The 1,221-nt window shown below is 67.0% G+C and carries 1 protein-coding gene and 1 pseudogene; both read left to right on the top strand.

All coding sequences use genetic code 11. The features are described from left to right. Positions 1-678, top strand: a pseudogene (locus AB0K82_RS44605) (hypothetical protein); the annotation flags it as partial. Beyond that, complete coding sequence (locus AB0K82_RS44600) at positions 675-1,073, top strand: hypothetical protein (RefSeq protein ID WP_364409847.1); 399 nt, start codon at positions 675-677, stop codon at positions 1,071-1,073. The pseudogene AB0K82_RS44605 and the gene AB0K82_RS44600, both read left to right, overlap by 4 nt. Positions 1,074-1,221 lie beyond the last annotated feature (148 nt).

The raw sequence follows: 1,221 nt of genomic DNA, 5'->3' as shown, positions 1-1,221 counted from the left end.
GTCGACAACTACATCAAGTCCGCGAGCCGGGCCACGGACCTGGTCGGCTACGGCATCCGCTGCTCCTCCAGCACCGACGGCCTCCTGATCACGGGGAACAAGGTCCGCCGCAACGGCGGCGGAAACGAAGCCGCCTTCGGGCTGAGCATCACCAACACCTGCACCAACGTGCGCCGGTACGGCAACGACCTGGTGAATTCCGGCACGACCGGCAGCATCGACGACCAGTCCAGCAACCCTAACCTCTCGGCGATGGACAGCGACGGCTGGACCGACTACACACCGAGCTGGGGCGCGTCGACTACGAACCCGGCCATCGGGAACGGGACGATCACCGGCCGGTACAAGCGGATCGGTAAAACGGTCTTCTACAAGGTCGTTGTCACGATGGGGAGCACGACGACCTTCGGGTCCGGCCGCTGGTCGATCGGCCTGCCGTCCACCGCGGCGTCCGCCGACTGGCCGTGCAACGCGATCGCCGAGGACAACTCCGACTCCCAGCGTCGCTACGGCGGCACGGGTATCGCCGGCACGGTCAACGCCTTCGGCTTCGCTCTATCGGCGGCCGGCATCAGCAACGGCGGTGTCGGCAACGCCTCCGGGGCCAACGCCACATCACCGTTCACCTGGGCTGTCAGCGACGTCCTGCGTGTGTCCGGCTTCTACGAGGAAGCGTGACCGATGCCATGAGCGATGTCGGCAAGGACGGATACACCGCGGCGTTGGAACTCGCGCTCAGCGAGATGCGCCGCTCGATGGACGTCGGGCTCGCCCAGATCCAGGGCGACCTGCGGCTGCTGCTCCAGCGCGCGGACCAGACCGACCGGCGCGCCGAGCAACACGCCACCCGCCTGGACGCCCTCGAGGGCCGCGTCCGCGACATCGAACAGTCGGCAGTGGCCGAGACCGTCGTTGATGCGGTCGAGTCCAGGGTGCTGAAGCTCGAGCAGACCAGCGTGACCAAGACCGACCTGGACGACCGGACGAAACGGATCATCGCCATCCTCAGCGTGATCATCGCAGCGGCCGGTGTAGCGGTCGCCGTCGTGGCCGTGCTGGTCAGCCACCACTGAAAGGAGCCTCATGGCGACATCTGATGAGCGGTGGAGCGACACGAAGATCGAGGCGCGGCGGAACACTCTTCCTGCGGACGTCGCGCCGCTGCCCGGCATCGACCCGGATATCTCCCAGTCGATGGACCTGTTCGAGGCCGAGCACACC

Source organism: Actinoallomurus sp. NPDC052274, from assembly GCF_040679475.1.
Lineage (GTDB): Bacteria > Actinomycetota > Actinomycetes > Streptosporangiales > Streptosporangiaceae > Actinoallomurus > Actinoallomurus liliacearum.
The sequence above is the reverse complement of the archived record's forward strand: the minus strand, read 5'-3'. Positions and strand labels throughout refer to the sequence as shown.